Source organism: Cellulomonas fulva (genome assembly GCF_018531375.1).
Classification (GTDB): domain Bacteria; phylum Actinomycetota; class Actinomycetes; order Actinomycetales; family Cellulomonadaceae; genus Cellulomonas; species Cellulomonas fulva.
Window position 1 is genome coordinate 1,106,749 of the sequence record NZ_JAHBOH010000001.1, and the last position, 24,106, is coordinate 1,130,854.

General features: G+C 75.4%; 21 protein-coding genes. 15 read left to right on the forward strand and 6 right to left on the reverse strand.

The features are described 5' to 3' along the window. Window positions 1-128 precede the first annotated feature (128 nt). Genes KIN34_RS04880 through KIN34_RS04900 form a run of 5 tightly spaced genes read left to right on the forward strand, consistent with a single transcriptional unit; the run spans window position 129 to window position 4,474 of the window. Complete coding sequence (locus tag KIN34_RS04880) at window positions 129-929, forward strand: DUF4129 domain-containing protein (RefSeq protein ID WP_214347488.1); 801 nt, start codon at window positions 129-131, stop codon at window positions 927-929. Further along, on the forward strand, window positions 926-1,525 hold the full coding sequence (locus tag KIN34_RS04885; RefSeq protein ID WP_214347491.1) for a hypothetical protein: 600 nt from the start codon (window positions 926-928) through the stop codon (window positions 1,523-1,525). Before KIN34_RS04880 ends, KIN34_RS04885 begins: the two co-directional genes overlap by 4 nt. 26 nt (window positions 1,526-1,551) lie before the next feature. Continuing rightward, entirely contained in the window at window positions 1,552-2,601 is a 1,050-nt protein-coding gene (locus KIN34_RS04890) for an AAA family ATPase (protein WP_214351794.1), read from the forward strand. After that, on the forward strand, window positions 2,598-3,929 hold the full coding sequence (locus tag KIN34_RS04895) for a DUF58 domain-containing protein (protein ID WP_214347494.1): 1,332 nt from the start codon (window positions 2,598-2,600) through the stop codon (window positions 3,927-3,929). The genes KIN34_RS04890 and KIN34_RS04895 overlap by 4 nt, the downstream gene beginning before the upstream one ends. Further along, window positions 3,926-4,474, forward strand: coding sequence for a hypothetical protein (locus KIN34_RS04900; RefSeq protein WP_214347498.1), 549 nt, complete (start codon window positions 3,926-3,928; stop codon window positions 4,472-4,474). The genes KIN34_RS04895 and KIN34_RS04900 overlap by 4 nt, the downstream gene beginning before the upstream one ends. A 22-nt stretch (window positions 4,475-4,496) precedes the next feature. Here the strand turns inward: KIN34_RS04900 and KIN34_RS04905 are convergent, their stop codons facing one another. Continuing rightward, window positions 4,497-4,883, reverse strand: coding sequence for a phage holin family protein (locus KIN34_RS04905; RefSeq protein WP_214347501.1), 387 nt, complete (start codon window positions 4,881-4,883; stop codon window positions 4,497-4,499). Between the two features lie 83 nt (window positions 4,884-4,966). Between KIN34_RS04905 and hisC the strand changes: the two genes are divergently transcribed. The 4 genes from hisC (at window position 4,967) to KIN34_RS04925 (ending at window position 11,034) form a co-directional block, all read left to right on the forward strand. Continuing rightward, window positions 4,967-6,034 carry a histidinol-phosphate transaminase gene (gene hisC / locus KIN34_RS04910; protein ID WP_214347503.1) on the forward strand — a complete coding sequence of 356 codons (1,068 nt, stop codon included), beginning with the start codon at window positions 4,967-4,969 and terminating at the stop codon, window positions 6,032-6,034. 1,006 nt (window positions 6,035-7,040) lie between these two features. Beyond that, a complete protein-coding gene (gene pdhA, locus KIN34_RS04915; protein ID WP_214351797.1) occupies window positions 7,041-8,180 on the forward strand; it encodes a pyruvate dehydrogenase (acetyl-transferring) E1 component subunit alpha in 1,140 nt (379 codons plus the stop codon). Then, window positions 8,177-9,316, forward strand: coding sequence for an alpha-ketoacid dehydrogenase subunit beta (locus KIN34_RS04920; RefSeq protein WP_214347506.1), 1,140 nt, complete (start codon window positions 8,177-8,179; stop codon window positions 9,314-9,316). Before pdhA ends, KIN34_RS04920 begins: the two co-directional genes overlap by 4 nt. Window positions 9,317-9,438: 122 nt before the next feature. Then, a complete protein-coding gene (locus KIN34_RS04925) occupies window positions 9,439-11,034 on the forward strand; it encodes a dihydrolipoamide acetyltransferase family protein (RefSeq protein WP_214347508.1) in 1,596 nt (531 codons plus the stop codon). 13 nt (window positions 11,035-11,047) lie between these two features. Here the strand turns inward: KIN34_RS04925 and KIN34_RS04930 are convergent, their stop codons facing one another. Both KIN34_RS04930 and KIN34_RS04935 read right to left on the reverse strand, forming a co-directional pair. After that, a complete protein-coding gene (locus KIN34_RS04930; protein WP_214347518.1) occupies window positions 11,048-11,440 on the reverse strand; it encodes a hypothetical protein in 393 nt (130 codons plus the stop codon). 31 nt (window positions 11,441-11,471) lie between these two features. Continuing rightward, window positions 11,472-11,972, reverse strand: a complete 501-nt coding sequence (locus KIN34_RS04935) for a QcrA and Rieske domain-containing protein (protein WP_214347520.1) — start codon at window positions 11,970-11,972, stop codon at window positions 11,472-11,474. Between the two features lie 160 nt (window positions 11,973-12,132). On the opposite strand from KIN34_RS04935, the gene KIN34_RS04940 reads away from it, so the two are divergent. Continuing rightward, window positions 12,133-14,175 (forward strand): bifunctional copper resistance protein CopD/cytochrome c oxidase assembly protein, encoded by a 2,043-nt coding sequence (locus tag KIN34_RS04940; protein WP_307858092.1) that lies wholly within the window; start codon window positions 12,133-12,135, stop codon window positions 14,173-14,175. 135 nt (window positions 14,176-14,310) lie between these two features. Here the strand turns inward: KIN34_RS04940 and KIN34_RS04945 are convergent, their stop codons facing one another. Beyond that, on the reverse strand, window positions 14,311-15,264 hold the full coding sequence (locus KIN34_RS04945; RefSeq protein WP_214347524.1) for a type IV toxin-antitoxin system AbiEi family antitoxin domain-containing protein: 954 nt from the start codon (window positions 15,262-15,264) through the stop codon (window positions 14,311-14,313). Window positions 15,265-15,715: 451 nt separating this feature from the next. Between KIN34_RS04945 and KIN34_RS04950 the strand changes: the two genes are divergently transcribed. The 4 genes from KIN34_RS04950 (at window position 15,716) to KIN34_RS04965 (ending at window position 20,586) form a co-directional block, all read left to right on the forward strand. Continuing rightward, the gene (locus tag KIN34_RS04950; protein WP_214347526.1) at window positions 15,716-17,854 is read left to right on the forward strand and encodes a S9 family peptidase; all 2,139 of its coding nucleotides are present in this window, start codon (window positions 15,716-15,718) and stop codon (window positions 17,852-17,854) included. Between the two features lie 92 nt (window positions 17,855-17,946). After that, the gene (locus KIN34_RS04955) at window positions 17,947-18,174 is read left to right on the forward strand and encodes a DUF6458 family protein (RefSeq protein ID WP_214347528.1); all 228 of its coding nucleotides are present in this window, start codon (window positions 17,947-17,949) and stop codon (window positions 18,172-18,174) included. A 171-nt stretch (window positions 18,175-18,345) separates the two neighbouring features. Further along, entirely contained in the window at window positions 18,346-19,089 is a 744-nt protein-coding gene (locus KIN34_RS04960) for a biliverdin-producing heme oxygenase (RefSeq protein ID WP_307858093.1), read from the forward strand. Window positions 19,090-19,173: 84 nt separating this feature from the next. Further along, entirely contained in the window at window positions 19,174-20,586 is a 1,413-nt protein-coding gene (locus KIN34_RS04965) for a GGDEF domain-containing protein (RefSeq protein ID WP_214347530.1), read from the forward strand. 25 nt (window positions 20,587-20,611) lie between these two features. On the opposite strand, the gene KIN34_RS04970 is transcribed toward KIN34_RS04965, so the two are convergent. Together KIN34_RS04970 and KIN34_RS04975 are read right to left on the reverse strand one after the other, a co-directional pair. Next, entirely contained in the window at window positions 20,612-22,510 is a 1,899-nt protein-coding gene (locus KIN34_RS04970; RefSeq protein WP_214347531.1) for an NHL domain-containing thioredoxin family protein, read from the reverse strand. A 217-nt stretch (window positions 22,511-22,727) separates the two neighbouring features. Then, a complete protein-coding gene (locus tag KIN34_RS04975; RefSeq protein ID WP_214347533.1) occupies window positions 22,728-23,036 on the reverse strand; it encodes a CBU_0592 family membrane protein in 309 nt (102 codons plus the stop codon). Between the two features lie 151 nt (window positions 23,037-23,187). Here KIN34_RS04975 and KIN34_RS04980 point away from each other — a divergent pair, with 151 nt between their 5' ends. Next, a complete protein-coding gene (locus KIN34_RS04980) occupies window positions 23,188-24,090 on the forward strand; it encodes a LysR family transcriptional regulator (protein WP_214347536.1) in 903 nt (300 codons plus the stop codon). The last annotated feature ends 16 nt before the right edge of the window (window positions 24,091-24,106 follow it).

The window sequence follows — 24,106 nt, forward strand, 5'->3', positions numbered from 1 at the left end:
GTTACGGTGGGCCGCCGGGACGACGAGGCAGCACGACGAGGCAGCACGACGAGGCGGGTCGACGAGCCGGAGGACGAGCCGGAGGACGAGCCGGTCGACGGACCGGTCCACGAGGCAGGGAGCGCCAGGTGCCGAGGGACGCACGACGAGCGGTGCTGCTCGCGGGCGTGCTCGTGGCCCTCGCGGTGCTCGGTGCGGCGCTCGCGGGTCCGCTGGAGCTGCGGTCGCGGCCCGGCGCCCTGATCTCGATCCCCGTGGACCTGCCGACGCGCGAGGTGCCCACGCCGCGGCCGCGGCCCACCGCGGTGGAGCTCACCGACGCGACCACGGACATGCCGCCGTGGCTCTCGGCGCTGGTGCTCGTTGTGCTGCTGTCGATCATCGCGTTCGTGGGCGCGAAGGCCGCGCGGCGCGTGCGGCAGTGGCTCGAGGACCAGCGCGTCCCGGCGGTGGACGACGACGCGCCTCCCGGCGACCTGCTCGGCGACGTGGCCGACCTGGCGCGTCCCGCGCTGTCCGCGGGGCTCGACCACGCGGTGCTCGAGCTCGACCGCGACGTGCCGCCGAGCGACGCCGTGGTCGCCGCGTGGATCGCGCTCGAGGGGTCGGCCGAGCGCAGCGGCCTCGTGCGCGACCCCGCGCAGACCGCGTCGGAGTTCACGCTCGACCTGCTGGACGCGACCGAGGCCGACGGCGCGGCGAGCCGCGAGCTGCTGGGCCTGTACCTGGCCGCCCGGTTCTCCGAGCACCCGCTCGAGGCGGCGGACGTCGCGCGCGCTCGTCGTGCGCTCGAGGTGATCGGACGCGGCGTGCGGCGGCTGCGCCACGAGGTCTCGGCGGAGCCGGGCGGCACCACGTCCGACGAGGCCGCTCCCGCCGCCGTGCACGAGGACCACGCGCCCGGGGCCGGCCCGCGGGGGTCGTCGTGACCGGGCCGGGGGCGCGGCCGGCGCCGCGCGGCCTCGGCCGGTGGTGGCGGCGGTGGTGGCGCGAGGTCGTGACGTTCGTCGTCACCTTCGGCGTGTGCCTGGGCTTCTCGTTCACCGTCGCGTCCGCGCTGGTGGTGGCAGTCGCGGTCGGGGTGCTGGCGATGATCGTGGTCCGGCTCGAGACGGACGTCGAGCCCGACCCGGAGCCCGAGCAGCGGATCTCGCGCGACGGCTCGCGCGGCGACCTGCAGGACCTCGCGTGGGCGATGGTCGGTCGCGACGGCCGGGCCGGCGAGCGTGCGCTGCGTCGGCTGCGGGAGATCGCGCGCGTGCGCCTCGCCCGGCACGGCGCGGACCTCGACGACCCCGCCGACGACGAGCGGCTGCGCGCCCTGGTCGGCGGCCGGGGGCTGGCGACGCTGCGCCGGCGCACCGCCCCGCTGCCCTCCGTGGGCGACCTGACGGCCACCCTCGCGGCCCTGGAACGCCTCGGACCTCGCCCGGTCGATCGCCCGGTCGAGCATTCCGCGGAGGGGCCGTCCCCCGATCCCGCCGGCCGCCCCGCCCGCACCCGCCTCACCAGGAGGAACCGATGACCCAGCCGACCGTGCCCGAGCCGGCGATGCCCGAGCCGGCTGTGCCCGAGCCAGCGGTGACCCAGCCTGCGGTGGCCCAGTCCGCGCTGCCCGTCCCGGAGGTCGCCGAGCGCGGCCGGGCGGTGCTCGACGAGGTCGCCACCGCGGTCGTCGGGATGCGCGAGCCCCTGACCGTCGCGCTCGCCGCGATCCTGGCCGGCGGCCACGTGCTGTTCGAGGACGTGCCCGGGCTCGGCAAGACGCTCGCGGCCCGCTCGCTGGCCACCGCGCTCGGCCTCGACTTCCACCGGGTGCAGTGCACGCCGGACCTGCTGCCGTCGGACATCACGGGGTCCTCGGTGTTCGACCCGGCGACGACGTCGTTCGAGTTCCGCCCCGGCCCCGTCTTCGCCGGCCTGCTGCTCGCCGACGAGATCAACCGGACGGCGCCCAAGACCCAGTCCGCGCTGCTCGAGGCGATGGCCGAGCGGCAGGTCACGGTCGACGGGGTGACGCGGCGGCTGCCGGACCCGTTCCACGTGGTCGCCACGTCCAACCCGGTCGAGTACGAGGGGACCTACCCGCTGCCGGAGGCGCAGCTCGACCGCTTCATGGTCCGGCTGGCCGTCGGCTACCCGGAGCACGGCGCGGAGGTCGACGTGCTCGCGCGGCGGTTGGCCCGGCGCCAGGAGGCGGCACCCGTGCGGCAGGTGGTCGACGCCGCCACGCTGCGCGCGATGCAGGCCGGGGTGGAGGCCGTGACGGTCGACCACGACGTGCTGGCCTACTGCGTCGACCTCGCCGCGGCCACGCGGCGGCACGAGGCCGTCGAGGTCGGCGCGTCGCCGCGTGGCTCCCAGGCGCTCGTGCTCGTCGCGCGCGCCGTGGCCGTGCTCGCGGGTCGCGACTTCGTGGCTCCCGAGGACGTGAAGGCCGTCGGCGTCGCGACGCTCGCGCACCGGCTGTCGCTCACGCCTCAGGCGTGGGCGAGCGGCCTGGCCCCGCAGCGCGTGGTCGGCGAGGTGCTGCAGCACGTACCGGGGCCGACGACCGCGCGCCGGGCGGGCGACGCCGGCGGGGTGGGCGCCGCGCGATGACGACCTCCGGCACGCGCCTGCCCGACCGCGGCCACGGGCCGTGGTCGCGGTCGCGCACGACCGCGCTCGGCGCGATCGTCGGGGGCGTGCTGCTGGTCGCCGGTGCGCTCGGCGGCCGGCCGGACCTCGCGGCACTCGGCGCGCCGCTCGTCGTCTGGGCCGTCTGGGCGTGGTCGCGGCGGCCGGCGACGGACGTGGTGGTGCGGCTGGGGCCGCCCGACGAGGCGCGCGGGGAGTCGGGCGACCTGCGCGCGGCGGTGCGCCTGGACGCGCCGCCGGGGACGGGCGCGGTGGTGCTCACCGTGCGCCGCAGCAACCGGCGCCAGGCCGAGGCGGTCGTGCGCGTGCGCGGCAGCCGGACCGTGCCGCTCGCGGTGCACACCGTGCGGACCGGGCCGCAGACGGTCGCCGAGGTCGACGCGATCGGGCTGGGCGTGGGCGCGGCGAGCGTCTCCGAGCCGGTGGACCCGGCCGCGAGCTCCGCCCTGGTACTGCCCGCGCCCCGGCCGCTCGGCGCGCTGCCCCTGCCGCCGCGGCTGCGGGGGCTGTCCGGCGGGCACGAGTCGCGTCGGCCCGGGGAGGGCGGCGGCCTGCGGGACGTGCACCCCTACACGCCGGGCGACCGGCTGCGCCGCATCGACTGGCGCGTCACCGCGCGGCGGTCCCCGCAGCTGCAGGAGCTGTACGTGCGGCGCGAGCACGCGCTCGCGGAGGCCGTCGTCGTGCTCGTCGTCGACTCGCGGGACGACGTGGGACCCGACCCGCGCACCTGGCGCGGCTCGGTGCGGCCGCGCGCGCAGGACCCGACGTCGCTCGACCTGGCACGGCAGGCCGCGACCTCGGTCGCGCAGGCGTTCCTCGAGCAGGGGGACCGCGTGGGGCTGGACGACCTGGGCGCGGTGCGTCGCCCGCTGCCGCCCGGCGGGGGCCGACGGCAGCTCGACCGGATCCGCAACGCGCTCGCGCTGACCCACCCGGAGGGCGAGCCGATGCGCCGCGTCCGGGCACCCCAGCTGCCGTCCGGCGCGCTGGTCCTGGTGTTCTCCACGTTCCTCGACGACGCGGCGGCACTGGCCGCGGCGCAGTGGCGCCGGGCCGGGCACCGGGTGGTCGCCGTCGACGTCCTGCCGACGCTGCGCGAGGGCGCCCTGCACGACCGCGAGCGTCTGGCGATGCGGTTCGTGCGGATGGCGCGCGAGGACCGGCTGGCGGCCGTGACCGACGCCGACGTCGAGCTCGTCACCTGGCGGGACGCCCCGCAGGTCGCGCTCGCCGGGCTCGCCCGGCGCACGCACCGTCGCGCGGGCGCCGGGGCGGGGGCGCGGTGAGCGCCTGGACCCGCGTGCGCGGGGGCGGTGCGCCGCCGGAGGCCGAGCTCGAGCTGGACCGCGCCGTGCCGGCCGCCGTGGTGCACGCCGGCACCGTGCTGCTGGTCGCCGCGATGCTGCTCGTGGGGTGGAGCACCGCACGCCCGCTCGGTGCGGCGGCCGTGCTCGTCGCCCTGGTGCTGGGGGCCGTCGTCGTCCTGCTGCCGCGCGCGGCGCTCGCGGGCGGGGCGCTCGTGCTCGTCGGGGTCGAGGTGCTGGTCGGCTCGCCGTCGGTGCCCCAGGTGCTGGCCCTGGTGCTGCTGGTGCACGCCGCCGTCTGGGCGTGCTCGCTCGCCGCGCGGGTCCCGCGCCGCGCCCGGGTCGAGGTGGGCGTGCTCGTCGACGGCGCGCGCGAGGCGCTGCCGGTGCAGGTGGGCGCCCAGGTGCTCGCGCTCGTCGCGCTGCTGCTGGGCGGCGCGGACGTGGTGGCGGGCGACGTGTGGCGCGTCGTCGGCCTCGCGGCGGTGGCGGGCGCGGTGCTGCTGGTCCTCCCGCGCCTCGACTGAGCCGAGCCGGAACCGGCCGGCGTCAGCGCCGGCGGCTCTCCGGGATCAGGATCGACAGGGCGAAGCTGACGATCGAGATGATCAGCGCGCCGCCGACCGCCCACCAGAAGCTCTCGATCTGCAGGCCCCAGTCGGTGAACTCGGTGATCCACGCCGTGAGCATGAGCATCAGCGCGTTGACGACGAGCGTGAACAGCCCGAGCGTGAGGATGTAGAGCGGGATCGACAGGATCTGCACGATCGGCTTGACCACCGCGTTGACGATCCCGAACACCAGCGCGATGCCGAGGATGATCAGCGCCTTCTTGCCGGCGTCACCGTCGTCGCCGACGACGTCGAGGCCGGACAGCAGGAGCGTGGCGAGCCAGATGGCGACGCCGTTGATGAGGACGCGGATGACGAAGGCCATGCCCCGATCCTGCCAGGCGACGGCCCCGCCCGTGCGGTGACCGGGTGGGCGGGCGCGGCGGCCCGGGCTGGCATGCTGAGCGCGTGAGTCGCGTCCCGCTGCGCCGTGCCCTGTCCGACCTGCCCCCGTACGTCCCGGGCGGGCGCGCCCCGGTCGGCGCCGCGGCGTTCAAGCTCTCGTCGAACGAGAACCCGTACCCGCCGCTGCCGTCGGTCATGGCGGCCATCGCCGACGCCGCGGTCGACGTCAACCGCTACCCCGACATGTACGCGACCGAGCTCACCGAGGCGATCGCGACCCGGCTGGGCGTGGCGCCGGAGGCCGTGGTTGCCGGGTGCGGGTCGGTGGCGGTGCTGGGTCACGTGCTGGCGACGGTGTGCGAGGCGGGCGACGAGGTCGTCTTCCCGTGGCGGTCGTTCGAGGCCTACCCCATCGCGGTCTCCCTCGCGGGGGCCGTGGGGGTGCGGGTGCCCGTCGCCGACGACGGCCGTCTCGACCTGCCTGCGCTGGCCGCGGCGGTGACGCCGCGCACGCGCGTGGTCCTGGTCTGCACGCCCAACAACCCGACCGGGCCGGCCGTGCACGCCGACGAGCTCGACGCGTTCCTCGACGCCGTCCCCTCCGACGTGCTCGTCGTGCTCGACGAGGCGTACGTCGAGTTCGTCCGCGACCCGCAGGCGCCCGACGGGCTCGCCGTCTTCGCGGCCCACCCCAACGTCGTCCTGGTGCGCACCTTCTCCAAGGCGTACGGGCTGGCCGGGCTGCGCGTCGGCTACGCGGTGGCGCGGCCGCGGCTGGCGGCCGGCATCCGCGCGGCGTCCACGCCGTTCGGCGTCTCGCACGTCGCGCAGCTGGCCGGGGTCGCGTCGCTGCGGGCGCACGACGAGCTGATGGTGCGGGTCGAGGCGATCGTCGGGGAGCGCGCGCGGATGCTCATCGGGCTGCGCGCGCAGGGCTGGACCGTGCCGGACTCGCAGGCGAACTTCGTCTGGCTGCCGCTCGGCGAGCGCTCCGCCGCGTTCGCGGACCAGTGCGCCCGGGCGGGCGTGATCGTGCGCCCGTTCGCCGGTGACGGCGTCCGGATCAGCGTCGGCGAGCCCGAGGCCACCGACCTCCTCCTCGAGTTCACGGCCACCACCACCCCCCGCTGACCCCGCCCCGGACCCAGCGCCTCGAGCTCGTCTGCTGGGTGCGAGAGCGCGGGTGTAGCGCGCGTTCTGGGACGAGGGTGACGACCTCGGCGGGTGGCGGGTGCGTGCTCGTCAGTTCCGCGCGGTGGGCGGCGAGGTCGTCAACTGGGTGCGAGAGCGCGGGTGTGGCGCGCGTTCTGGAGCGGGGGTGACGAGGTCGGCGGGTGGCGGGTGCGTGCTCGTCAGTTCCGCGCGGTGGGCGGCGAGGTCGTCAGCTGGGTGCGAGAGCGCGGGTGTGGCGCGCGATCTCGCGCGGGGGTGACGAGGTCGGCGGGTGGGGGCGTGAGCTCGTCAGTTCCGCGCGGTGGGGGGCGAGGTCGTCAGCTGGGTGCGAGAGCGCGGGTGCGGCGCGCGTTCTGGAGCGGGGGTGACGAGCTCGGCGCGTGGGGGCGCGTGCTCGTCAGTTCCGCGCGGTGGGGGGTGAGGTCGTCAGCTGGGTGCGAGAGCGCGGGTGCGGCGCGCGTTCTGGGACGAGGGTGACGAGCTCGGCGGGTGGGGGTGCGAGCGCGTCAGCTGGGGGCGGTCGGTGCGGCTCGACCGGTGCTGTGGTGGGTGGACAAGTCCGGCGGTAGAACGTTGTGGGAGGGCTTGCGCCTAACCTACGGATGCGTAGGCTACGGTGACGTAGGTTGGGTGATCGACCCCGCCCCACACGTCCGGCGCGGCCCACCGGCCGCCGCACGCGAAGGAGTACCGCGTGAGCACGTCCGGCTACCCCCACGCCGACACCGTCGCCCCGCTCACCGCAGGACCGGCCCCTCAGACCCCCGCTGCCACCCCCAGCGGGCCGGCCGCGGCCCCCGCCCCCACCACGGGCGGGCCGGCCGCGGCCCACTCACCCACCGCCCCGTCGCGGTCCTCGCAGGAGGCAGCCGCGCCCGCCACGGTTGTGTCGGCCCCGGCTACGCCCGCACCGGCTGCGCCGGCCGAGGCGCCGGTCGCCGGCGTCGCGCCCGCGGCCGGGCCGCTGTCCGACGAGGACCTGGTCCAGCTGCTGACGCCCGCGGGCGAGCGCGTGGCGCACCCGGTCTACGACGCGTTCGTCGAGGACCTGACGGACGACGACCTGCGCGGCATGTACCGCGACATGGTCCTGGTGCGGCGGTTCGACACCGAGGCCACCGCGTTGCAGCGCCAGGGCGAGCTCGCGCTGTTCGCGCAGGCGCTGGGCCAGGAGGCGGCGCAGATCGGCTCCGGCCGCGCCCTCAAGACGCAGGACCACGTGTTCCCGAGCTACCGGGAGCACGGGGTGGCGCACGTGCGCGGCGTGGACCTGGCCGACGTGCTGCGGCTGTTCCGCGGCGTCGACCACGGCGGCTGGGACCCGGTCGCGCACGGCTTCCACCTGTACACGCTGGTCATCGGCTCGCACGCGCTGCACGCGACGGGCTACGCGATGGGCGTCCAGCGCGACGGCCTCGTCGGGACGGGCGACGACGAGCGGGACGCGGCGGTGGTCGCGTACTTCGGCGACGGCGCCACCTCGCAGGGCGACGTCAACGAGGCGCTCGTGTTCGCCGCGGTGAACCAGGCGCCCGTGGTGCTGTTCTGCCAGAACAACCAGTGGGCCATCTCCGAGCCGACGACGCTGCAGGCCAGGGCGCCGCTCGCGGCCCGCGCGCCGGGCTTCGGCGTGCCGTCCGTGCGCGTGGACGGCAACGACGTGCTCGCGAGCTACGCGGTGACGCAGGAGGCGCTGCAGCGGGCGCGGTCCGGCGGCGGCCCGACGTTCGTCGAGGCGTTCACGTACCGCATGGGCGCGCACACCACGTCCGACGACCCGTCCCGCTACCGCTCGTCGGAGCAGGAGGAGCACTGGCGCCGGCGCGACCCGATCGACCGCCTGCGCGCGTACCTGACGGCGCGCGGCGCGCTGCCGCAGACCTTCGTCGACGAGCTCGCGGCCGAGGCGGACGCGCTCGGCGAGCGGATCCGCACCACGGTGCGCGCGATGGGCCACCCCTCGCCCGCGTCGATGTTCGACCACGTCTACGCCACGCGGCACTCCGGCGTCGAGGCGGACCGCGCGTGGTTCGAGCGGTACGAGTCCTCGTTCCTCGACCACGAGCACGGACAGCAGCAGCCGCGCGAGGGGAGCCACCGATGAGCACCACGACGCACGCGCACCCGCGCACCGTCACCTCCGGCGCGCACGCGACGACGAGCGCGACCGCCCCGGCCGAGGCGCCGGGCACGGCTGCGCCCGCGGCCTCGTCGTCGTCGGCCGTCCCGCCGTTCCCGACCGGGACCCAGCGCCTGACGTTCGCCAAGGCGATCACGCTCGGAATGCGCCGCGCGCTCGCGGAGGACGACAAGGTCCTCCTGATGGGCGAGGACATCGGCCGCCTGGGCGGCGTCTTCCGCGTCACGGACGGGCTGCAGGCGGAGTTCGGAGCCGACCGCGTGGTCGACACGCCGCTCGCGGAGTCCGGCATCGTCGGCACCGCGATCGGGCTCGCGATGCGCGGCTACCGGCCCGTCTGCGAGATCCAGTTCGACGGCTTCATCTTCCCGGCGTACGACCAGATCACGACGCAGCTGGCCAAGATGCACTACAGGTCGCACGGGCGCATCGACCTGCCCGTCGTGATCCGGGTGCCCTTCGGCGGCGGGATCGGGGCGGTGGAGCACCACTCCGAGTCGCCCGAGGTGCTGTTCGCGCACACCGCCGGCCTGCGCGTGGTCTCCCCGTCCAGCCCGGCGGAGGCGTTCACGCTCATCCAGCAGGCGATCGCGTCGCCGGACCCGGTGCTGTTCTTCGAGCCCAAGGGCCGGTACTGGGAGAAGGGCGACGTCGACCTCGACGCCCCCGCGGCCGCGCCGCACGCCGGCGGGACGGGGATGGACACCGCGCGCGTGGTCCGGCCGGGCACCGACGTCACCGTCGTGGCCTACGGGCCGACCGTCGCGACGGCGGTCAAGGCCGCCGAGGCCGCCGCGACCGAGGGCACCAGCATCGAGGTGATCGACCTGCGCACGCTGTCGCCGCTCGACACCGCGACCGTCGCCGAGTCCGTGCGCCGCACGGGGCGCTGCGTCGTGGTGCACGAGGCGCCCGTGACGTACGGCAGCGGGGCCGAGGTCGCCGCGCGGATCACCGAGGAGTGCTTCTTCCACCTGCAGGCGCCGGTCCTGCGCGTCGGCGGGTTCCACATCCCGTACCCCGTCGCGAAGATCGAGCACGACTACCTGCCCGGGCTAGACCGCGTCCTCGAGGCCGTGGACCGCGCGCTCGCCTTCTGACGCGGCCGCCCCGCCGCTCGCCGCGCCGACCTGACCCGAGCCGCAGACCCGACCCGACCCGACGACCTGACCCGACGACCCCGACCCGACGACCAGGCCCCCCGACCGGCCGAGGAGACACCGTGCCGACGTTCCAGCAGTTCCCGCTCCCCGACGCGGGCGAGGGCCTGACCGAGGCCGAGATCGTGACGTGGCACGTCGCGGTGGGTGACACCGTCGAGGTGAACCAGACGATCGTCGAGATCGAGACGGCCAAGTCGCTCGTCGACCTGCCCTGCCCGTGGGCGGGGGTCGTCACGCGCCTGCTCGTCGAGCCCGGGACCACGGTCGACGTCGGCACGCCGATCATCGAGATCGACACCGACCCGCAGGGTGCGGCCCCGGTGACGGGCGGGACCGCGGGCGGGGCCGGGGGTTCCGACGAGGCCGCGGGTTCCGACGAGGCCGCGGGCTCCGACGAGGCCGCGGTGTCCGACGAGCCCGCCGGGTCCGACGAGCCCGCGCCCACGACCGGTGCGGTGCGGCACGTCGGCGGTGCGCAGCGGCACCACGGCGTCGAGCCGGGCGGGTCCGACGAGATCGAGGCCGCCCGGTCGGCGGCGCAGCCCGCGAGCGGGGCGACAGCCGGGCAGCAGCGCGAGGCCGTGCTCGTCGGGTACGGCCTGGCCGAGCCCGGGACGGCCCGCCGGCCGCGCGGCGGCGACGCGCCGGCCTCGTCGGGAACGGCGACCGCCGCGACCACGACCACCGCGACCACGACCGCCGCGACCACGACCGCCGCGACCACGACGACCCCGGCCCCCGCGCGGCCGACGCACGCGCTCGCCAAGCCGCCCGTCCGCAAGCTCGCGCGCGAGCTCGGCGTGGACCTCGACTCGGTCACGCCGACCGGCCCGGGCGGGATCGTGACCCGGGAGGACGTGCTCGCGCGCGCCGCTCAGGCCGAGGCCCGCACGCTCGCCACGTACCCCGGCGACGACCAGCCGTGGCTCGCGTCCGGCACGGTCTCGGCGGACGGCCGCCAGACCCGCGTGCCGGTGAAGTCGGTGCGCAAGCGCACCGCCGAGGCCATGGTCACCTCGGCCTTCACCGCACCGCACGTGACCGTGTTCCACACCGTCGACGTCACGCGCACCATGCGCCTGGTCGAGCGGCTGCGGGCCGACCGCGAGTTCGCCGACGTCCGGGTCACGCCGCTGCTCGTCGCCGCGAAGGCCCTGCTCCTGGCGGTCAACCGGCACCCGGACATCAACGCGAGCTGGGACGAGGCTGCGCAGGAGATCGTCTACAAGCACTACGTGAACCTCGGCATCGCGGCGGCGACGCCCCGCGGGCTCGTCGTGCCGAACGTGAAGGACGCGCACCGGCTGGGGCTGCACGAGCTCGCCGCCGCGCTGGGCGAGCTCACCTCGACCGCACGCGCCGGGCGGACCACGCCCGCCGACATGGCCGACGGCACCATCACGCTCACCAACGTCGGCGTGTTCGGGATCGACACCGGCACGCCGATCCTCAACCCGGGCGAGGCGGCGATCCTCGCGTTCGGCGCCATCCGGCAGCAGCCGTGGGTGCACAAGGGCAAGATCAAGGTCCGCCACGTGACTCAGCTCGCGCTGAGCTTCGACCACCGGCTGGTCGACGGCGAGCTTGGCTCGCGGGTGCTCGCGGACGTCGCCGCCGTGCTGGCCGACCCGGCGCAGGGACTGGTCTGGGGCTGAGTCCCCGCGGGCGTCAGGCGGTGCGGCGCTCCGCGGCGATCGCCGCGAGGCCGCCGACGATCGCGATGCCCTCGGTGATCGCGGAGACCAGCTCCGGCCAGTCGCCCCACATCGACATCACGCCGAACAGCCCGTCCGGCAGGTAGACCGCGAGCAGGAAGCCGCCCAGCGTCCCGATGCCGAAGGCCACCGCGCCCAGGAGCGGGAGCACCGAGCGCCACACCAGGAGCAGCACCGCGAGCACGATCCCGCCGATGCCCTGCGCCCAGAACGCGTACTCGAGCCAGTTCCCGTCGCCGCCGCCGTAGCCCTGGTCCGCGACCAGGTACAGGTGCACCACGCCGGACACGGCGACCGCGAGCGCGACGATCACGCGCAGCGGCCAGGCGACCCGGCGCCTGGCCACGGCGGGCTGGGCGGGTACCGGGGTGGCCACGTCAGGCCGCCCCGGCGTACACGGCGCCGTCCTGGACGTGCACCTCGACCGCGGGCAGCGGCTCGTCGGCGGGGCCGGAGACGTTCGAGCCGTCGAGCCCGAAGACCGAGTTGTGGCACGGGCAGTGCAGCTCGCCGTCGTCGGGCTGGACCTCGCAGCCCTGGTGCGTGCAGACCGCGCTGTAGGCCGTGACGGTGCCCTCCGTGGCCTGGACCAGCAGGATCTTGTTGCCGCCCGCGTCCGTCGCGGCCAGCGCGCCGCCTACGGGGATGTCCGCGACCTGCGCCAACGCCTGCGCGTCGGACCCGTCGGTCCCGGCGCTGCCACCGGTCCCGCCTGATCCCGTACCGGGGGAGTCCGAGGAACCGCACGCCGCCAGGACCGCGACGCCCGCGACCGCGAGGCCGGCCCCACCGGCCCGGGTCAGCAGCTGGCGCCGGTCCAAGCACCCTCCGCACGCGTGGTGCTCCACCTTCTCGGTCGTGCTGGTCAGGTCGGTCATGGCGGGCCTCCGCTGGGTCGGTGGTGCGACACATCCCTCGTCCCGGAGGCTAACGGCGAACCCTGTGGATGCGCTGGGAAAACGACGAACCGGTGTGTTCCCGGCCACGTCCGGGCGGGCGGCGGCCCGTCGGTCGCTCGGCGTGGGGGATGCTGGGGACGTGGCAGCACCAGTCCGACGGCCGGGTCCGTGGCGCGTCGCGCGGTTCGCCGCGCTCTTCGTGGCCGCGGCGCTCGTCGGGGTCGTCGTGGGCACCTGGTTCACCGGTGCGGCGCTGCCCTCGCTCGTCCGGGACGCGGGCGCGGTCGTGCGCTGGGGCCTGCCGGTGGTGGAGACGCTCACCGAGGTGGTGGGCGCGGTCGTCGTGGGTGCGCTCGTCCTCGCGGTGTGCGTCCTGCCACGGCGGGACGACGAGGCGGTGTCCCGCCGGGGCGTGCGCGCGGGCGTGCCGCGGGCGGACGGGTCCGCCTACCCGGTCAGCCTGCGCGTCGCCGCCTGGTCCGCCGCCGCGTGGACCGTCACCTCGGTGCTGCACCTGGTCCTCAGCTATGCGAACGTCGCCGGCCGCTCGCCCGCCGAGCCGACGTTCGGCGACGAGCTGTGGCTGTACGTCTCGCAGATCGAGCAGGGACGCACCCTCGCGTCCGCGGTCGTGCTCGCGGCCGTGGTCACCGCGCTCTCGCTCGTCGTGCGGACGCCCACGGGCGCCGCCTGGACGCTCGCGCTGGCGGTCGTGTCGTTGTGGCAGCTCGCGCAGCTGGGGCACGCCGCGGGGGCCGCGAGCCACGATCTCGCGACGTCCGCGATGTTCGTCCACCTGGTCGGGGCCGCGGTGTGGATCGGGGCGCTCGTCGCGCTGGCCCTGCTGGTGCGGTCGGTCGGGCGGGACCTGGCGCCGGCCGTCGCGCGGTACTCCGCGATCGCCGGCTGGTGCCTGGTCGCGGTCGCGGTGTCCGGCCTGGTCAACGGCTGGATCCGGCTGGGCTCGTGGGCGGACCTCGGCACCCGGTACGGCCAGCTGCTCGTCGTGAAGGCCGTGCTGCTCGTCGTGCTGGCCGGACTGGGGCTGGCGCACCGGCGCCGCACCATCGTCGGGCTGTCCGCGACGCCCGAGCCGCGGACGTGGCTGTTCTGGCGGCTCGTGCTCGTCGAGCTCGTGGTGATGGGCGCCGTCTCCGGCGTGGCCGTGGCGCTCGGCTCGACCGCCCCGCCCGTGCCCGAGGACCCGCCCGCCGCGCCCACCCCGGCCTACCAGATCACCGGCCACGAGCTGCCGCCGGAGCTCACCTGGGCGCAGTGGTTCACGCAGTGGCGCTGGGACCTGGTGCTGGCCTTCGTCGCCGTCGCCGCGCTCGTCGTGTACTGGCGGTGGGCCCGCCGGCTCGCCCGGCGCGGGGACGCGTGGCCCTGGGCGCGGACGGCGTCGTGGACCGTCGGGATGCTCGTCTTCCTGTGGACGACGAACGGCGGGCCCTCGACCTACGGGCACATCCTGTTCAGCGCGCACATGGTGCAGCACATGGTGCTCGCCATGGTGGTGCCCGTGCTGCTGGTGCTCGCCGCGCCCGTGACCCTGGCGATGCGCGCGCTGCCCGTGCGGTCGGTGGCGCTGGCCGGCGACGCCTCGCGCGGGCCGCGTGAGTGGCTCCTCACCCTGGTGCACAGCCGCGTCGGCCAGCTCCTGGCGCACCCCGTGGTCGCGGCGGTGAACTTCGTCGGGTCGATGCTGGTCTTCTACTACACCGGCCTGTTCGAGTGGTCGCTGCGCAGCAGCGTGGGGCACCTGTTCATGGTCGTGCACTTCACGGCCGTCGGGTACCTGTTCGTGAACTCGCTGATCGGCATCGACCCCGGGCCGCGGCGGCTGGGCTACCCGCAGCGGCTGCTCACCCTCTTCGCGACCATGGCCTTCCACGCGTTCTTCGGCGTCACCCTCGTCTCGGGGGAGTCCCTGCTGGTGGCCGACTGGTTCGGGCTGATGGGCCGGCCGTGGGGCGCCTCGGCCATCGCCGACCAGCAGACCGGCGGCGCCATCGCCTGGGGCATCGGCGAGCTGCCGACCCTCGCCGTCGCCGTGGGCGTCGCCATCGCCTGGGCCCGCGACGACGAGCGCGGCGCCCGCCAGCGCGACCGCCGCACCCGCACCGAGGACCCCGAGCTCGACGCCTACAACGCCATGCTCAAGTCCCTCCCCAAGTCCTGACCCACCCACCGGCGCCCCACCCACCCCCCTCGCCGAGAACGTCATGTCTCCGGGTCTGACCGCTCGTAGCCGGAGAGATCGCGTGGTCGCCACCACCCCCTTCGCTGAGAACGTCATGTCTCCGGGTCTGGCGCCTTACAGCCGGAGGGATCGCGTGGTCGGGGGGAGGGCCGAGCAGACCGTTCGTGGAATTCGACCCGTGCCGAGGTCGGGGTAGGCGAACCGGAGCAGGTCCGCGCGGCCCGAGAGCGCGATGCGGTTCTGACGGTCGCGGTCGGCCAGGACCGCGGCCGGGCCGGAGTGGAACTCGTCGCCGTCGAGCTCGACCAGCAGCCAGCGGCCGCCGGGCAGCCGCCACGCCATGTCGCCCCGGACGAGGCCGCGCCCGTCACCGAGGACCATCTCCAGCTGGAGCTCGTCGGGCACGAGCCCGTCATCGAGGCACTCGAGCCGGGCGAAGCTCTCGAAGGGTGACTCCGCTCGACCGTCGATGTGGCCCCACCACGTCCGGACGCGCGCCACCCCCCGTCGGCCCCTCATCCGGCGTTCGATCTCCGGAACCGCGTCGGATGCGAGTGCACCGCGGTGCAGCACGTCGTCCATCACGGCCAGGCCGTGCCGGCGCGGCAGCTCCGGCAGCGCCTCGACGAGCGCGTCGACGAGGGACGCGGAGCGGTGGCCCGCGACGACCTGAGGCTGGACCGACGCGTACTGGCGGAGGCGGATGCCGTCCCGGGATCGGCGGTGCACCCCGCCAGGAACCGCCGCCTCGGGCTGCAGGTGGACCGGCAGGCCGTGGACACCATGGAGCACGAGCGCTGACGTACCCACCGCGATCGCCGCGGGCCCGAGGGCGAGGAGACCCGCAAGCGCCGCGCGGAGCCGCCGGTCGTCGGGGGAGAGCGTGGGCGCTCCCGGCGGCCTGACGTCGAGCACGCCCGAGGTGACCCGGCGCCACCGCCCGCTCGCGACGAGCCGGGTCCGCGAGTCCCGACCGACCCCGTGCTCGTCGCACTGGCGTCCCGACACGAGGCCCACCTGCTGCGCAGCCAGCGCGAGCAGGGAGTCCGGGAGCACGACCGTCCGCATCGCGTGATGACACCTCATCGCGCGGTCGCTCGGGCGACCCCACCCGCATCTTGTGGACGCCGCAACGCCCTAGGGAGCCAGAGCTCGGCCCGGCCCGGGCGTCCACCACGTCATCTCTCCGGCTCTGAGACGCCAGGCCCGGAGACATCACGTTGTCGGCGAGGGGGTGGTGGCGACCACGCGATCGCTCCGGTTCTGAGGGGACAGAGCCGGAGGGATGGCGTTCTCGGCGTGGGGGTGGCGATCACGTGCCATCTCGTGGGTTGGGGGGCCGGCGAGGGGGTGGTGGCGACCACGCGATCTCTCCGGCTTTGAGACGCCAGAGCTGGAGAGATGACGTTCTCGGCCGGTGGGGGTGGCGGGGGCCGGGAGGGGTGGGACGGGTGCGGTGAGCGGGGTGGGTGGGGTGCGGTGAGCGGGGGTGGGTGGGGTGGCGTGGTAGGACGGGGGGATGGTGGATCGGTGGGACGTGGAGGAGTACGTCGGGGTGCCTCGGGTGTCCGGGCTGGTGCTGTCCGGGGACGGGCAGCGGCTGGTGACCGGCGTGGCGACGCTCGACTCGAAGAAGACGAAGTACCTGACGGCGCTGTGGGAGGTGGACCCCACCGGTGAGCGGCCGGCGCGGCGGCTGACCCGCTCGGCGAAGAGCGAGGGCGGAGCGGCGTTCACGCGCGGCGGCGACCTGCTGTTCACGAGCGCGCGCCCCGATCCGGACGCGAAGGACGGCGACGACGACGGCCCGCCCGCGCTGTGGCTGCTGCCCCGCGACGGCGCGGAGGCGCGTGTGGTCGCGGCGCGCAAGGGCGGGCTCGGTGGCGTCAAGGTCGCCACGGACGCCGACGTCCTGATCGTCACGGGCGACGTGCTGCCGGGCGCCACGGACGCGGAGCACGACGAGCAGCTCCGCAAGGAGCGCAAGGACAAGAAGGTCGCGGCGATCCTGCACGACGGCTACCCGGTCCGGTACTGGGACCACGACCTGGGCCCGGACCAGCCGCACGTGTTCAGCGCCGACCTGGCCGGGCTGGTGACGGGCGACGACGAGGCGCCGCTGGCGGGCGAGGAAGAGGCGCGGCTCGAGCTGGTGGACCGCACGCCCCAGCCGCGCGCGGCGCTCGTCGAGCAGACGCCCGCGGTCTCGCCGGACGGCACGACGATCGTCACGGGCTGGACCGAGCCGCGGGCGCGGGCGGACCAGCGCAGCCGGATCGTCGCGATCGACGTGGCGAGCGGCGCGCGCCGCACGCTCGTCGCGGACGACGAGGTCGACGCCTGGTCGCCGGTGGTCTCGCCGGACGGGCGCTGGGTGGTCTACGGCTACGAGACGATCTCGACGCCGCACCGGGCACCGCGCTCGGGGCTGGCGCTGGTGCCGCTGGCCGGCGGCGAGCCGCGCGTGCTCGCGCCGGAGTGGGACCGCTGGCCGGGCAGCCCGGTGTGGCTGCCGGACTCGTCGGGCCTCCTCGTCGTCGCGGACGACGAGGGACGCTCGCCGATCTTCCGGATCGACCTGGCGACCCGCCAGGACGGGGCCGCCGCCAGCGACACGATCACGCGCGTGACCAGCGACGACGCGGCGTTCACCGACGTGCAGGTGGCCCCCGACGGCCGCACGGCGTACGCGCTGCGCTCGTCGTACCTGGCCCCGGCGCACCCGGTCCGGATCGACCTCACGGCCGTCCCGACGCAGGCGGTCCCGCTGCGCTCGCCCGCGCCGACGCCGGAGCTCCCCGGCCGGCTGGAGGAGGTCGAGACGACGGTCCAGGACGGCCGCCGCGTGCGCGCCTGGCTGGCGCTGCCGGAGGGCGCGGACGCAGGCGCGCCGGCCCCGCTGCTGCTGTGGATCCACGGTGGCCCGCTCGGCTCCTGGAACGCGTGGTCGTGGCGCTGGAACCCGTGGCTGCTCGTGGCCCAGGGGTACGCCGTGCTGCTGCCGGACCCGGCCCTCTCGACGGGGTACGGCCAGGACTTCGTGCAGGCGGGCTGGGGCGCGTGGGGCCGGGCCCCGTTCACGGACCTCATGGCGATCACGGACGCCGCGGAGGCGCGCGCGGACGTCGACGAGACCCGCACGGCCGCGATGGGCGGGTCCTTCGGCGGCTACATGGCCAACTGGGTGGCCGGCCACACGGACCGGTTCCGGGCGATCGTCACGCACGCGAGCCTGTGGGCGCTGGACCAGTTCGGCCCGACGACGGACGCGTCCTTCTACTGGCAGCGCGAGATGACGCCGGAGATGGCGCTCGAGAGCTCGCCGCACCGGCACGTCGAGAACATCGTGACGCCCATGCTCGTCGTGCACGGCGACAAGGACTACCGCGTGCCCATCGGCGAGGGCCTGCGCCTGTGGTACGAGCTGCTCGCGAAGTCCGGCCTCCCGGCCGACGAGGACGGCCGGTCGCCGCACCGCTTCCTGTACTTCCCGGACGAGAACCACTGGGTCCTGAGCCCGCAGCACGCGGTGGTCTGGTACCAGGTGGTCACCGCCTTCCTCGCCGAGCACGTGCCTGCCCGAACGGGTGACCACGGCGCGGGCGAGGCGGGGGACGGCCACGGAAAGCGCCCCGGATACCCGGACGTACTGGGATGAAAGGGGCGTTCGACGCGCGCTGAGCGGCCCACGCGAGAAGACTTCCCAGCCTCAGACCGGCCGACACGGCCGACCGACGAGGAGGAGAACCCATGGGCATCGGCGGCGGAATCGCGCTGATCGTGATCGGCGCCATCCTGTCCTTCGCGGTGAGTGACGCGATCGACGGGGTCAACCTGGAGCTGATCGGGTACATCTGCATGGGCGCCGGTGCGCTGATGCTGGTCCTGGCCCTGATCATCAACGCGCAGCGCAGCAACACCTCGCACACCGCGGTGGTCGAGCACCGGGAGGTGCCCCCCGCACCTCCCACGGTGTGACGGGGACGACGAGCACGAGCACGACGAGCGCCGAGCGGCCAGCCCGCTCGGCGCTCGTCGCGCATCAGGTCCCCAAGGGCGGCGAGCGGTAGGATAGGCAATCCTTACTTCGTGCCGTAGAGTTCCTGACGCCACGTCACGAACGGGCGCCGACGAACGAGAGGGACCGCCGTGACCACCACCGCCTCGCCGCAGGCCGACACCGCCGACCCCGTGGTCGACCCCGTGGTCGACCCCGTGGTCGACGCCGCGCCGACTCCGACGCCGGCCGCCACCACGGAGCCCGCGCTGTCCGTCGCCCTCCGGGAGGGCACCCGCGAGCAGCACGGGCAGGCGGAGGGCATGGCGTTCGTGGAGCGGCTGCTGGCCGGCGACCTCGACCGGGCGGCGTACACGGCTCTCGCGGTCCAGCAGCTCGCGATCTACACCGCGCTCGAGCGGGCCGGCGCCGAGCTGCGTGCCGCGGGCGGCGACCACGGCCTCGTCTTCGACGAGCTCACGCGTGTCCCGGCCATCGAGCGGGACCTGGCGTTCCTGGTCGGCACCGACTGGGCGGACCGGGTCACCTTCCTGCCGGCGACGCGCGCATACGCGGAGCGCCTCGCCGCGTGCTCGTCGGACCTCGCCACCTACGCGGCCCACGCGTACACGCGCTACCTGGGCGACCTGTCGGGCGGCCAGGTGGTCAAGCGCATGGTGCAGCGCCACTACGGCCTGTCCGACGAGGGCGTCGCGTTCTACGACTTCCCCGAGATCCACAAGCTCAAGCCGTTCAAGGACGTCTACCGCGAGCGCCTCGACCGGCTCCCGCTGGACGCCGACCAGCGCGCGGCCGTGGTCGCGGAGGCGCAGGTCGCCTTCTCCCTGAACCAGCGGATGTTCGCCGAGCTGGGGGAGCGGCACCTGCCGGCGTGACCGAAGTGGGGCGAATGCGGCGGAACGAGTGATTCTGGGCTTCTCGGTCGCCCATCGCGGGCCCGGACAGGTGATGATGTCTCCGTGACGCGGAGGGCGACGGCTGGCGCGCGCGGGGGCCGACGAGCCGCCGCCGCGATCGGTGGTGCCCGGGGCTTCGCGGCGGCCGCCCACCGGCTGGACCGCTGCCGCACCCTCGAGGAGGTCGTGCAGACCGCGGCGGAGCTCGGGCTCGAGCTCCTGGGCGCTCGCCGGGCGTGCATGTGCCGCATCGAGCAGGACACGTGCCACGTCCTCGTCGTCGAGCCGCCCTCCACCGACCAGCGTCACGCGTGGCGCCTGCGCACGTCCTACCGCGCCGACGAGCGTCCCGCCCTGCGGCGGCTGATCCGAGACCGGGAGAGCTGGGTCGCGCACGCGCAGGACATCACGGGCCAGCCGATCGAGCCGGGCGACGAGGGCGCGGGCGACCCCATCGAGGTCGCGACGCTCAAGGACGTCGGCGGCTCCAGCTCGCTGGGCGTCCCGGTGGTCGTCAACGGCACGGTGTGGGGGCAGCTGTTCGCCATGCGCGAGCCGGGCGACGGGCTGTTCACGGTCGACGACGTCGCGCGGGCCGAGGTCATCGGCGCGCTCGCGGCGGGGGCGATCGCGCGCGTGGACCTCGAGGCGCAGATCCGGCACCTGGTGGCCGACGACCCGCTGACCGGCCTGGTCAACCGCCGTGTGGCGGACGCCGCGGCCGAGGCCGCGCTCGAGTCCGGCGAGGAGGTCTGCATCGTCATGTGCGACGTCGACGGCCTCAAGCGCGTCAACGACCGCCTGGGCCACGAGTCGGGGGACGACCTGCTGCGGACCGTCGCGGACGTGCTGCGCCGCGCGGCGGACCGGCTGCCCGGCTCGACCGCGGCCCGGCTGGGGGGTGACGAGTTCTGCCTCGTCGTCGTCGGCCACCACCGGTCCGAGGTCTCGGAGGTGATGGCGTCCACCACCGCGGACTTCCCGCTGCCCCACGGCGCGGCGATCTCTTACGGGCTCGCCTCGACGGCGGTGAGCGGGGAGGTGTCCGCGCGGCACCTGTTCCGCCGCGCCGACATCGCGCAGTACCGGGTCAAGCGGGCCCGCGCGCGGGCCCGCAAGTCCGCGGTGCCGATCGCCGACCCCGCGGTGACGGCCGAGCGCGTGGTGGTCGCGGGCGCCGCCTCGATCACCGCGGCGCAGTCCGGCATCGTCCCGCGGCTGTGCGCGATGGCGGCGGCGACCACCGAGACCCTGGGCGGGTCGGACTGGGCGGTCCTGATGCAGCGCGACGGCGACGAGGCCGCCGTGGCCCGCGGCGGCAGCCCGGCCGACACGGAGCGGGAGCAGACCGTCACGCGGGTGGCGCACGGGACGTGGGTGGTCGAGGTCGGTGCGTCGGCGAGCGCCGCGACCGGCCAGGCGGTCTCGACGGCCCTGCACGCGCTCGTCGCGGTCGCGGTCGAGGGCGCCTCCTGACCGGCTGAGCCGGCGGGCGGCGCGGTCAGCCGCGCAACGGGAGGGTCAGCATCGCCTCCCCGGCGTCGGCGACGCGCACGGGCACGCCCCAGTCCTGCGCGTTCAGGTGGCACGCCGGGTACTCGATCGCGGGGTCGTCGTCGCACGACGCCGCGTGCGCGGTGACGTGCAGGACGCCCTCGCCCACGCTCGGGTCCAGCACGAGGTCGCGCTCGAACGGCACGTCGTCGCCCGCGCCCTCGAGCAGCAGCGCGGGCGGCGTCGCGGACACCTGCAGCCGCGTCGAGGCGCCGAACCGGTCGTCGTACTTCTGCCCCGTCGCGGGGGTGAACACGACGTCGAGCCGCACGCGCGGCGCGAGGTCCGTGACCGGCCGCTGCGTGTGGTGCACCCCGCCGTCGACGGCCGTGCCCGCGACGCCCGCGAGCGGCAGCCGCGTCAGACGGTGGGCGGCGGACTCGACGACGAGCAGCGTCGCGTCCGGTCCGTCGTGCAGCACGACGAGCCCGCTCGGCTCGGCGAGACCCGACGCGATCGTCGTGACCTCGTCGGTCAGCGGGTCGTAGCGGCGGACCGCGCCGTTGTAGGTGTCGGCGACCGCGACGGACCCGTCCGGCAGCACGGCGACGCCGAGCGGGTGCTGCAACCGCGCCTGGTCGGCCAAGCCGTCCCGGTGGCCGAACTCGAACAGCCCCGCGCCCACGACGCTCCGCACCGCCCCGCCGCCGGCGCTCGCGTGCTCCGGCGTCACGACCCGCAGCGCGGACGTCTCGGAATCCGCGAGCCAGATCTCCCCGCCCGGTCCGACGGCCAGCCCCGACGGCTGCGCGAACCACGCGTCGGGCAGCGGGCCGTCGAGCAGACCCTCGTTCATGGTGCCGCCGACGTGCGCGACCGAACCCTCCTGGGCGTCGAACGCCCAGAGGGTGTGGTTGCCGGCCATCGCGACGACGAACGCGCCCCACTCCTGCGACCACGCGACGTCCCAGGGCGAGGAGAGCCGCACGCCCTGCGCGGGACCCGACCAGCCCGCACCCGTGCCGCCGCCGAGCGCCGCGGACACGTTGTCCGCGGCGCCAACCATGAGCTGCTCGCCGGTCCCGGCGACGGTCGTCACCGCGCCGTCGGAGAGCCGGACGCCGCGCAGCGCGTGGTTGACGGTGTCCGCGACCAGCACGTCGTAGTCGAGCCACGCGCGCAGCTCGTCGGGCACGAGGCACAGGCCGTTGGGCTCGCTGAACCGCGCCGCGTCGGGCCCGCCGTCGACGAGCCCACGCTCGCCGGAGCCGATGCGCCGGACCAGCGTCTCGCCGTCGGGAGCGAGCTCCGCGAGGCTGTGGTGACCGGCGTCCGCGACCAGCAGGTTGCCGCCCGGCAGCGCGACCGCCTTGGCGGGGAACCGCAGCGTGCCCGGCGTCGGCTCGGGCGGGACGTACGGGCCCGAGCCGCGGTGCAGCGTGCCCTTGGCGTCGTGCTCGGCGACGAGCTCGCGCACCAGCACCTCGAGGTTGTGACGGTGACCCTCGCCCGCCATCTGCGCGACGACGTAGCCCTCCGGGTCGATGACGACGAGCGTCGGCCACGCGCGCGCGGTGTAGGCCTGCCACGTGGTGAGCTGCGGGTCGTCGAGGACGGGGTGGTGCACCTCGTACCGCTCGACGGCGGCCCGGAGGGCGTCCGGGTCCGCCTCGTGCGCGAACTTGGGCGAGTGCACGCCGATCACGACGAGCACGTCGGAGAACTCGGCCTCGAGCTCGCGCATCTCGTCCAGGACGTGCAGGCAGTTGATGCAGCAGAACGTCCAGAAGTCGAGGACGGTGATCTTGCCGCGCAGGTCCGCGAGCGTCACGTCCTTGCCGCCGGTGTTCAGCCACCCGCGCCCCACCAGCTCCGAGGCCCGCACCCGAGGAAGTCGTCCGCTCACGCCCCCATCCTCGCCTCTCCCAGCCCCGCCACGCGCCACCCGGCCAGACCGGGCGTGAGGTGACCTCTCGGCGAGGTCGTCAGAGCGTCGACAGAGTCGTCAGAGATCTCTGACGACTCGGTGAACTACTGACGCCCTGTGCGGGCGTCGGTCGGATGGTGCGTGGGTAGGGAGCGGGACGCATGGGACTGCCCGCGCGTTCAGGCGGCGGAGCCGATCAGGCGGCGAGCTCGACCGGGACCTCGAGCATCGCCGTCTCCACGACGCGGCGCGCCCTGCGTGCTCGGCGGGCGCGCAGGACGACCGTGACCGCGTGGAGGGCGACCGCGGCCCAGACCAGGTTGGTGAACACCGAGGGCCACACGCCGCTGCTCGCCGCCACCGTGCCCATCATCACGCCGCTCACGACGTTGGCCAGCTGGTACCGGCCGGAGGTCGGAGCCCAGCGACCCCGGGTGACCAGGACGTAGGCGGTGAGGCACACGACCGCGCCGGTCCAGCCGAGCGCGGTGATGAAGGTGGACACGGGCATGCTCCAGGAGGACGTGCAGGGGAGGGGAGGGCCGGTGGGCTGCGCGGACGCGGCTCGGCGAGCACCAGTGTGGGGCTGGATATGATTCAGCACAATCGAATGATTCTCACCCTGGGATTCAGCCGAACTGAATGAGGACGAACCGGTGCCAGCGGACCCCCGACGCCTGTCCTTCCTGCTCGCCGTGCACCGCGCCGGCGGGGTGCTGGCCGCCGCCGACGTCCTGCACGTGACGCCGTCGGCGGTGTCGCAGCAGATCGCCCGGCTCGAGGCCGAGGAGGGCGTGGCGGTGCTCGACCGCGGCCCCCGCGGGGCGACCCTCACGGCCGCCGGGCGCGTGCTGGCCGAGGCCGCGGAGCGGATCGAGTCCGAGCTCGTCGAGGCCCGCAAGCAGCTCGCGGCGCTCGGCGGCGAGCTGGCCGGCCGGGTCACCGTGGTGGGCTTCCAGACCGCGATCCGCGCGGTGCTCGCGCCCGCGCTGGGGATGCTCGCGGAACGGCACGGCGGCATCGAGGTGGCGGTGGAGGAGCGGGAGTCGGCCGACGCGCTGCGTCGCCTGCGCGAGGGCGACGCGGACCTGGTGCTGATCGAGCGCGACGAGGACGCGGACGCGCACACCCCGCGGGGGCAGCAGGACGTGGTGCTGCTCGAGGAGCCGTGGCGGCTGGTGCTGCCCGCCAGCGTGGCGACGCCCACCCAGCTCTCGGACCTGGCCGGGGTCACCTGGCTCGAGTCGCAGCCCGGCACGGCCGCGGCGCGTGCGCTGGCCCGGGTGGGCACGCTCGTCGGACCGCTGACGACGCGGCACGTCTACTACGACTTCGACGTCGCGCTCGCGCTCGTCGCCGCGGGGCAGGGCGTGGGGCTGCTGCCCGCCCTCGCGCTGCAGGGCGACCTGCCCGACGGCGTCACGGTCGCGACGGTGCCGGGCCTGGGCTCCCGCCGGCTCGTCGTGCGCCACCGCGCGACGCGCCACGAGCCCCGCCCGGCGGTGGCCGCGGTGCTGGACGAGCTCCTCACCACCGCCGCCACCCTCACCCTCACCTGACCCCCGGTGTGCCACG

Coding starts and splice junctions, on each gene's coding strand:
- KIN34_RS04890 (WP_214351794.1), top strand. CDS start 1,552: ATGCCCGAGCCGGCTGTGCCCGAGCCAGCGGTGACCCAGCCTGCGGTG.
- KIN34_RS04895 (WP_214347494.1), top strand. CDS start 2,598: ATGACGACCTCCGGCACGCGCCTGCCCGACCGCGGCCACGGGCCGTGG.
- KIN34_RS04905 (WP_214347501.1), bottom strand. CDS start 4,883: ATGGCCTTCGTCATCCGCGTCCTCATCAACGGCGTCGCCATCTGGCTC.
- KIN34_RS04920 (WP_214347506.1), top strand. CDS start 8,177: ATGAGCACCACGACGCACGCGCACCCGCGCACCGTCACCTCCGGCGCG.
- KIN34_RS04935 (WP_214347520.1), bottom strand. CDS start 11,972: ATGACCGACCTGACCAGCACGACCGAGAAGGTGGAGCACCACGCGTGC.
- KIN34_RS04945 (WP_214347524.1), bottom strand. CDS start 15,264: ATGCGGACGGTCGTGCTCCCGGACTCCCTGCTCGCGCTGGCTGCGCAG.
- KIN34_RS04950 (WP_214347526.1), top strand. CDS start 15,716: ATGGTGGATCGGTGGGACGTGGAGGAGTACGTCGGGGTGCCTCGGGTG.
- KIN34_RS04955 (WP_214347528.1), top strand. CDS start 17,947: ATGGGCATCGGCGGCGGAATCGCGCTGATCGTGATCGGCGCCATCCTG.